Raw genomic sequence first — 9,713 nt, 5'->3', positions numbered from 1 at the left:
CCCCCCAGGTAATCGCGCATGAGCCGGGAGATCACAAGTCCTTGAGGCGGCCCAGCTCGCTTTCGATGAAGCCAAGGATGTCCTTGGTACTCGCCGATTCGAGCATGCCGGCGACCGCGATTTCACTAGTTTCCGTGCCGGTCTCGCTCACCTTCGACAGCAGCTGCCGCAGCCGGGCCGCGATGCCGTTCCTGGCCAGATCGTCGAGCGCGGTGTCGGAGAGCGCGGTCTCGAACCGGTTGAGATCGGCCAGCAGCGACAGCTCCGTGGCCCTGCTCTCGCCCGGGGCGATTTCCGCCAGGAGGTGTTCGGCGAGGATGGCCGGGGTGGGGTAGTCGAAGACGAGGGTCGCCGGCAGCCGCAGCCCGGTCGCCACGTTGAGCCGGTTGCGCAGCTCCACGGTGGTGAGGGAGTCGAAGCCCAGCTCCCGGAACTCCCGTCCCGCCTGGATCGCGTCCACCGACGCGTGTCCCAGCACCACCGCCGACTGCGTCCGCACCAGTTCGAGCACCAGCTGGACCTGTTCGGCCTTCTCCAGCCCCGCCAGCCGCTCGACGACATCGGCGCCCCCGCCCACCTGGGCGGCGACCGCCGACCGGCGGCCCGCGCGTACCAGGCCCCGCAGCAGGTGCGGCACCTCGGGAAGGCCGCGCAGCGACGACAGGTCCAGCGGCACCGCCACCACCATCGGGTGATCCGACGCGTCGGCCGCCTCGAACATCGCCAGCCCCTGCTCGGCCGAGAGCGGGGGCATGCCGGTCCGGTTGATCCGGCGCATCTCGATCTCGCCCAGCGTGCCGGTCATTCCGTGAGCCTGCGACCAGGCGCCCCACGCCAGCGACAGCGCGGCCAGCCCCTCGGCCCGGCGATGCTCGGACAGGGCGTCCAGGAAGGCGTTCGCCGCCGCGTAGTTACCCTGCCCGGGAGCACCCACGACACCGGCCATCGAGGAGAACACCGCGAAGCCGGCCAGATCCAGGTGCCTGGTGAGCTCGTGCAGGTGCCAGGTGGCGTCCACCTTGGGACGCAGCACGGTGGCAAGCCCCTCAGCCGTCAGTGACGGGATCGTGCCGTCGGCGAGCACACCGGCGGTGTGGATCACCGCGGTCAGCGGATGCTCGGCGTCCACCCGCGCCAGCAGGGCCGCCACCTGCTCCCGGTCGGCCACGTCGCAGGCCGCGATCGTGACCTCGGCGCCGTGCGCGATCAGCTCGGCCCGCAGCTCCGTCGCGCCGGGCGCGTCCGGGCCCCTGCGGCTGGTCAGCAGCAGATGCCGTACGCCGCGCTCGGCCACCACGTGCCGCGCGAACAGCGCGCCCAGACCACCGGTGCCACCGGTGATCAGCACCGTGCCCTCCGGGGCCCAGGGCCGTTCCGCCTGCCTGGCCGGGGCCACCCGGGCCAGGCGCGGGGCCCACACCTCACCGTCGCGTACCGCCGCCTGCGGCTCGCCCGAGGCCAGGACCCGGGGCAGCGTCGTGAGCGGGGACTCCCGGTCGTCCACGTCGACCAGGACGAACCGGCCAGGGTTCTCCGACTGCGCCGACCGGACCAGGCCACCCACCGCCGCGGCCGCCAGATCGGTGACCACTTCATCCTCACCGGTCGCGACCGCGCCCCGGGTGAGGACCACCAGTCGCGAGTCAGCGAAACGATCATCGGCCAGCCACCGCTGCAGCAGGTCCAGCACGTGGCCGGTCAGCGCGTGCGCCGACTCCACCGGACCGTCGCCCCGATCGGAGACCGCCTCGGCCACCACCACGTCCGGCACCGGAGCCGCCCCGGCCAGCGCCTCCAGATCCGCACCCACTGCGAACGACGCCGCCCCCAGGACGGCGACCGCCACCGGCTCGGCCGCCGGGACCTCACCCAGCGCGACCCACTCCACCCCGAACAGCGGCTCCCGGCTGATCTCACGATCGGCCGAAACGGCCTCCAGCCACTCGGCCGGAACCGGTCCGACCACCACCGAGTCCGCCGACACGACCGGCTCCCCGGTCGCGTCCACCGCGCTCAGCGACACCGTGTCCGGCCCCGTCCCGACCAGTCGCACCCGTAGCTCCGACGCCCCGCCCGCGTGCAGGCACAGCCCGCCCCAGGACAGCGGCATCCGGCCGTCCGACGGGTCCAGCAGCGCGTGCAGCGTCGCGTCCAGCAGCGCCGGATGCAGCCCGAACGAAGCGGCACCACCGGCCCGCTCGGGCAGGCTCACCTCGGCGAAGACCTCGCCCTCGGCTCCCCGCCACGCCGCCCGCAGCCCCTGGAACGCCGGACCGTATCCCAGCTCCTCATACAGCCCGTCCAGCTCGATCGCGGTCGTCCCGGCCGGGGGCCACACCGCCGCGTCGAACGGCGCCGCCTGCGCGACACCGGCCACGAGCGTCCCGGTCGCGTGGCACACCCACGCCTGGCTCTCCTCGGCCTCGGCCGGACGCGCGTACACGTTCACCGCCCGGCGACCCGACTCCTCCGCCTCGCCGACCCGCACCTGCACCGCCACCGCGCCGGTCCCGTCCAGGACCAGCGGCGCCCGCACGCTCAGCTCCTCCACCACCGCGCAGCCCACCTGGTCGGCCGCCCGCACCACCAGCTCCACGAACGCCGAGCCCGGCACCACCGCCGAACCGGCCACCACATGATCGGCCAGCCACGCATGCGAGGCCACCGACAGACGCCCGGTCAGCAACACCCCGTCCGAACCGGCCAGCCCGACCGCCGCACCCAGCAACGGATGCCCCGTGGACGCGAGTCCGGCGGCCGCCATGTTCCCCACCCGGGGGCCGGATGTCTCGGGCCAGTAGCGCCGGTGCTCGAAGGGGTAGGTGGGCAGGTCGACCCGGCGGCCACCCGGCAGCACCCGCCGCCAGTCGACCGGCACCCCGTGCGCGTGCAGCTCGGCCAGCGCCGCCATCACCGCCGTGTGCTCGTCCCGATCCTTGCGAAGCACCGGCACCAGCACCACGCCGGTGTCGTGCGCGTCCGCCTCGAGCGTGCCGTCGGCCATCGCGGTCAGCACCCCGTCGGGGCCCAGTTCGAGGTACGCCCGCACGCCCTGCGCGTGCAGGGTGCGGACGCCGTCGGCGAAGCGGACCGCGCCGCGCACTTGGTCCACCCAGTGGTCCGGCGAGCACAACTGCTCGGCCGTGGCCGTCTCCCCGGTCAGGGTGGACACCACGGGGATCTTCGGCGGGTCGTAGGACAGCCCGCGGGCCACCGCCCGGAAGTCCTCCAGCATCGGGTCCATCAGCGGCGAGTGGAAGGCGTGCGACACCCGCAGGCGCTTCGTCCTGATTCCACGCTCCTCCAGGGTGGCGGCGATCTCCAGAACCGGCTCCTCGACCCCGGAGATCACCACCGAGGACGGGCCGTTCACCGCCGCGACCGACACCTCGTCCTCCCGGCCGACCAGCAGGGCGGCGACCTCCTCCTCCGGTGCCGCCACCGCCACCATCGCCCCGCCCGACGGCAACTCCTGCATCAACCGCGCCCTCGCGGCCACCAGCTCGCACGCGTCGGCCAGCGAGAGCACCCCGGCCACATGGGCGGCGGTGATCTCCCCGACCGAATGCCCGGACAGCGCCTCCGGCCGGATGCCCCACGAGGAGACGAGGCGGAACAGGGCGGTCTCCACCGCGAACAGCGCGGGCTGCGCCCAGCCGGTCCGATCCAGCTCCTCCGCCCGGTCGCCGAACAGGACGTCCCGCAGCGACCCCTCCAGCAGCGGGTCGAACTCGGCGATCACCTCGTCCAGCGCCTGCGCGAACACCGGGAAGCGGTCGTAGAGCTCCCGGCCCATCCCGGCCCGCTGGCTGCCCTGGCCGGTGAACAGCACCGCCAGCTTCGGTTCCGCTGCCGCGACGCCGCGTACCACACCGGCGCCGGGCAGGTCCTCGGCCAGCGCGCCCAGCCCGGCCAGCACACCGTCACGGTCTCCGGCCAGGACCACCGCCCGGTGCTCGAACGCCGACCGCGTCGTGGCCAGCGAGAACGCGGTGTCGGCCAGGCTCAGGTCAGGCTCGCCGTCCAGGAACGACGCCAGCCGCCCGGCCTGCGCGCGCAACGCCTCGGCCGTACGGGCCGACAGCAGCACTGGCGGCACGTCCGCGTCCGGTGTCGCCGTCGCGGCCTCGACCTGCGGTCCTTGTTCCAGGATGACGTGGGCGTTGGTGCCGCTGATGCCGAACGAGGACACCCCCGCCCGGCGCGGATGGCCGTTCCTCGGCCACTCGGTCGCCTCGGTCAGCAGCTCCACCGCACCCGAGGCCCAGTCCACGTGCGAGGACGGCTCGTCGACGTGCAAGGTCCTGGGCAGTACGCTGTGCCGCATCGCCATCACCATCTTGATCACACCGGCGACACCGGCAGCGGCCTGCGTGTGGCCGATGTTCGACTTGACGGCCCCCAGCAGGAGAGGCCGGTCCTCGTTCCGGTCCTGGCCGTAGGTGGCCAGCAGCGCCTGGGCCTCGATCGGGTCACCCAGCCGGGTGCCGGTGCCGTGCGCCTCGACCGCGTCCACCTCGGCGGGGGTCATCCCCGCGCTCGCCAGCGCCTGGCGGATCACCCGCTGCTGCGACGGACCGTTCGGCGCCGTCAGACCGTTGGAGGCGCCGTCCTGGTTCACCGCCGAACCACGCACGATCGCCAGCACCTCGTGACCGTTGCGCCGCGCGTCCGACAACCGCTCCAGCACCAGCATGCCGACGCCCTCGCCCCAGCTGGTGCCGTCCGCGCCGTCGGAGAACGCCTTGCACCGGCCGTCGGGCGCCAGCCCGCCCTGGGCGCTGAAGCCGATGAATCCCAGCGCGGTGGTCATCACGGTCACTCCACCGGCCAGCACCAGATCACACTCGCCGGAGCGCAGCGCCTGGGCGGCCATGTGCATCGCGACCAGCGAGGAGGAGCAGGCGGTGTCCACCGTCACCGCCGGGCCCTCCAGGCCCAGGGTGTAGGACAGCCGGCCCGACAGCACGCTCGCCGCCAGACCGGTGACACCGTGCCCCCCGATGTCCGCCTGGGCGCTCACGATCAGGCTCGCGTAGTCCTGGCCGCTGGTACCGACGAAGACGCCGGTGTGGCTGCCCTTCAGCGAGGCCGGGTCGATCCCGGCCCGCTCGACCGCCTCCCAGGACGTCTCCAGCAGCAACCGCTGCTGCGGGTCCATCGCCAGGGCCTCACGCGGCGAGATCCGGAAGAACCCCGCGTCGAATCCCACCGCGTCCGCCAGGAACCCGCCCCGGACATCGAGGCTCGTCCCGGACAGCATCCCCAGGTCCCAGCCCCGGTCGGCCGGGACCGGCGAGGTCGCGTCCTCGCCGTCGAGCAGCAACCGCCACAGACCTTCCGGGGAGTCCACACCGCCGGGGAACCGGCAGCTCATCCCCACGATCACCACGGGGTCGTCCGTCACCGCCGTCCTCGTCCCGGCCACCGGACCGGACACGACGGCCAGGTCCTGCCGGCCGAGCAGCTTCGACAGCACGAACTCCGCCAGCACCGTCGGTGTCGGGTAGTCGAACACCAGCGTCGCGGGCAGCCGCAGCCCGGTGGCGGCGTTGAGCCGGTTGCGCAGCTCGACGGCGGTGAGGGAGTCGAAGCCCAGCTCCCGGAACTCCCGCCGCACCTGGACCGTCTCGGCCGAGGCGTGTCCCAGCACCACCGCCGCCTGGGCGCGTACCAGCTCCAGCACCAGCCGCACCTGCTCGGCGTGCTCCAGCCCGGCCAGGCGCCGCACCAGCTCCACATCCCCACCGGCCGCGGTCGAGACCGCCGACCGGCGGCCCGTGCGTACCAGGCCGCGCAGCAGGTGCGGCACCTCCGGAGCCGCCCGCAACACCGACAGGTCCAACCGCGCCACCGCCACCAACGCACGCCCCGCCACCAGGCCCGCCTCGAACGCCGCCAGCCCCTGCTCGGCCGACAACGCGGGCATCCCGGCCCGCGCCATCCTGCGCAGATCGACCTCACCCAGCGAGCTACTCATCCCGGTCTCCTGCGCCCACAGCGCCCAGGCCAGCGACAAGCCCGCCAGCCCACGGGCGCGGCGCGCCTGGACCAGCGCGTCCAGGAAGGTGTTCGCCGCCGCGTAGTTGCCCTGCCCGGCGTTGCCGATCACCCCGGCGAACGAGGAGAACACCACGAACGCCGCGAGATCCGCATCCTGGGTGAGCTCGTGCAGGTGCCAGGCGGCGTCCACCTTCGGCCGCAGCACCGCCTCCAGGCCCTCGGGGGTGAGGGACGGGATCGTGCCGTCGGCGAGCACACCGGCGGTGTGGATCACCGCCGTCAGCGGATGCTCGGCGTCCACCCGCGCCAGCAGCGCCGCCACCTGCTCCCGGTCCGACACATCGCAGGCGGCGACCGTGACCTCGGCGCCGTGCGCGATCAGCTCGGCCCGCAGCTCCGTCGCGCCGGGCGCGTCCGGGCCCCTGCGGCTGGTCAGCAGCAGATGCCGTACGCCGCGCTCGGCCACCACGTGCCGCGCGAACAGCGCGCCCAGACCACCGGTACCACCGGTGATCAAGACCGTGCCCTCCAGGTTCCAGGGCCGTTCCGCCTGCCGGGCCGGGGCCACCCGGGCCAGGCGCGGCACCAACATCTCACCGTCGCGCACCGCCACCTGCGGCTCACCCGACGCCAGCACCGAAGCCAGCACCGAGACCGGCACCGTCGCGGCGTCCGTGCCCGCCGGCACCGACCGGCCCGGCTCCACCGCGTCGCCGCCATCGCCGTCGTCGCCGCCATCGCCGCCATCGCCGTCGTCGTCGGCCACGTCCAGGTCGACCAGGACGAACCGGCCAGGGTTCTCCGACTGCGCCGACCGGACCAGGCCACCCACCGCCGCGGCCGCCAGATCGGTGACCACCTCCTCCTCACCGGTCGCGACCGCGCCCCGGGTGACGAACACCAGCCGCGAAGCTTCGAACCGCTCGTCCGCCAGCCACCGCTGCAGCAGGTCCAGCACGTGGCCGGTCAGCGCGTGCGCCGACTCCACCGGACCGTCGGCCCGATCGGAGACCACCTCGGCCACCACCACGTCCGGCACCGGAGCCGCCCCGGCCAGCGAGTCCAGATCCGCGTACACCGGTTCCGCACCCGCTGCGAACGCCGCCGCCCCCAGGACGGCGACCGCCACCGGCTCGGCCGCCGGGACCTCACCCAGCGCGACCCACTCCACCCCGAACAGCGCCTCCCGGCTGATCCCACGACCGGCCGAAACGGCCCCCAGCCACTCGGCCGGAACCGGCCGGACCACCACCGAGTCCGCCGACACGACCAGCTCCCCGGTCGCGTCCACCGCGCTCAGCGACACCGTGTCACCGCCGGTCCTGACCAGCCGCACCCGCAGCACCGACGCCCCGCCCGCGTGCAGGCACACCCCGCCCCAGGACAGCGGCGACCGGCCACGATCCGCCGCGTCCAGCCCGGCGAAGCCCACCGCGTGCAGCGCCGCGTCCAGCAGCGCCGGGTGCAGCCCGAACGTGCCCGCGCTCGACTGTGCCTGTTCGGGCAGGTTCACCTCGGCGAAGATCTCGCCCTCGGCTCCCCGCCACGCCGCCCGCAGCCCCTGGAACGCCGGACCGTACTCCAGTCCCTCCCGCGCCAGGTCCTCGTACAACCCCTCCAGCTCGATCACGCTCGCCCCGGCCGGGGGCCACACCGCCGCGTCGAACGACATCCCCTGCGCGACACCGGCCACGAGCGTCCCGGTCGCGTGCCGCACCCAGGCCCGGCTCTCCTCGGCCTCGGACGGACGCGCGTACACGTTCACCGCCCGGCGACCCGACTCCTCCGCCTCGCCGACCCGCACCTGCACCGCCACCGCGCCGGTCCCGTCCAGGACCAGCGGCGCCCGCACGCTCAGCTCCTCCACCACCGCGCAACCCACCTGGTCGGCCGCCCGCACCACCAGCTCCACGAACGCCGAGCCCGGCACCACCGCCGAACCGGCCACCACATGATCGGCCAGCCACGCGTGCGACGCCACCGACAACCGACCCGTCAGCAACACCCCGTCCGAACCGGCCAGCCCGACCGCCGCACCCAGCAACGGATGCCCCGTGGACGCCTGACCCAACGCCCGCGCGTCCCCACCATGCCTCGGCCCCGGCCAGAACCGCTGATGCTGGAAGGCGTAGGTGGGCAGGTCGACGTGGCGGCCGCCCGCCAGCACCTGCCGCCAGTCCACGGTCACGCCGCGCACGAACAGCTCGGCGGCCGACAGCAGGACCCGGTCCAGGCCGCCCTCGTCGCGGCGCAACGTCCCGGCGACCACCGCAGCGCCGACCCCCGCCGCGTCCACCGCCTGCTCGATCCCCAACGCCAGCAACGGATGCGAACCCACCTCAAGGAAGATCCGATAGCGCTCCCGCAACAGCTGCTCGACCGCCGATCCGAACTCCACCGTCCGCCGCACGTTCTCGTACCAGTAGCCCGCGTCCAGCTCCGAGCCGTCCAGCCACCGCCCGGTCGCGGTCGACAGCATCGGCACCCGGCTCGTGCGCGGTGCCACCTCCGCCAGGTCCGTCAACAGTTCCTCGCGGAACCGCTCGACCTGGGGGGAATGCGCGGCGAAGTCCGCACCCGCAAGCTGCCAGCGCATGACACCCTCGGCCGACAACCTCCGCTCCAGCACCCGCACCGCCTCGCCGTCACCGGCGACCGTGACCACCCCGGGCCCGTTGACCGCCGCGATCGAGATGCGGTCCAGCAGGTCGTCGGCGGCCAGCGCCGCACGCACCCGCTCCACCGGAGCCATCACCGACAACATCACCCCACGCCCGGACAACTTCTCGGCGATCAGACGACTGCGCAACGCCACCACCCGCGCACCGTCCTGCAACGACAGACCGCCCGCGGCCACCGCAGCCGCGATCTCCCCCTGCGAGTGACCCACCACCGCATCCGGACGAACCCCCAGCGACTCCCACACCGCCGCCAGCGACACCATCACCGCGAACGACACCGGCTGCACCACGTCCACCCGATCCAGCCCCGGAGCGCCCTCCGCCTGCCGGACCACCTCCAGCAGCGACCAGCCCGACCAGTCCACGAACGGCTCCAGTGCCGCCGCGCACTCCGCCATCCGGCCCGCGAACACCGCCGACTCCTCCAGCAGAGCAGCCCCCATCCCGGCCCACTGTGCCCCCTGGCCCGGGAACACCCACACCATCCGGCCGTCCACGTCCGCCACACCCGTGATCGTCCCGGACGCCGGTTCACCGGCCTCGACGGCGGCGAGCCCCGCCAGCAGGCCCTCGCGCTCGCCGCCGACCACCACCGCGCGGTGCTCGAACACCGACCGCGACACCACCAGCGACGACCCCACGTCCAGCAGGTCAAGATCGCCGTTCGCCTCCAGGTGCGCGCCCAGACGAGCCGCCTGATCGCGCAGCGCCTGATCGGTCTTGCCCGAGATCACCCACGGCGCCGTGCCCTCCGCCCGATGCTCGGCCCGCGGCGCCTCCGGCCCCTGCTCCAGGATCATGTGCGCGTTCGTGCCGCTGACCCCGAACGACGACACCCCGGCCCGGCGCGGATGGCCGTTCTCGGGCCACTCGGCCGGCTCGGTCAGCAGCTCCACCGCACCCGAGGCCCAGTCCACGTGCGAGGACGGCTCGTCGACGTGCAAGGTCCTGGGCAGCACACCGTGCCGCATCGCCATGACCATCTTGATCACACCGGCCACACCGGCCGCGGCCTGCGTGTGACCGATG

1 protein-coding gene (only partly in view) is annotated in these 9,713 nt (G+C 73.9%); it reads right to left on the bottom strand.

Annotated elements, in window-relative coordinates; genetic code table 11:
* Positions 1-31: 31 nt before the first annotated feature.
* Positions 32-9,713, bottom strand: the 3' portion of a protein-coding gene (locus tag ACFYWM_RS40045; RefSeq protein WP_389925593.1) for a type I polyketide synthase. Its footprint extends 39,368 nt past the window's final position; the window shows 9,682 of its 49,050 coding nt (coding positions 39,369-49,050); its start codon lies beyond the right edge, outside the window; it ends in the stop codon at positions 32-34.

The organism is Streptosporangium sp. NPDC002721, from assembly GCF_042888905.1.
Lineage (GTDB): Bacteria > Actinomycetota > Actinomycetes > Streptosporangiales > Streptosporangiaceae > Streptosporangium.
This window is presented reverse-complemented; position numbering and strand designations above follow the sequence as displayed.